Below are 205 nucleotides of genomic sequence, written 5' to 3' on the forward strand. Positions count from 1 at the left end.
GCCGGCCTGCAGCTGGCGCCGCAGCGCCCGCAGCAGCCAGCGGATGTTGAAGCCGGCTGCGCACAGCACCGCGTGCAGAGCGTCGCCCTCGCTGCCCTTGAGCCAGCACTTGTCCATCCGGTGGTCGTGCTTGGTGTGGCCGATGGTCGGCTCGATCGCCTGGCGGCGCTTGAGCCAGCGCCTTTGCTGCGCATTCAAGGACTTG

The 205-nt window shown here is 69.3% G+C and carries 1 protein-coding gene; it reads right to left on the reverse strand.

The window, feature by feature from the left end; all coding sequences use genetic code 11:
- Positions 1 to 205: transposase (locus ACG02S_RS26405; protein ID WP_394473457.1), on the reverse strand; the 205-nt coding region annotated here is incomplete at both ends.

Source organism: Pelomonas dachongensis (genome assembly GCF_043555865.1).
Taxonomy (GTDB): domain Bacteria; phylum Pseudomonadota; class Gammaproteobacteria; order Burkholderiales; family Burkholderiaceae_C; genus Pelomonas; species Pelomonas dachongensis.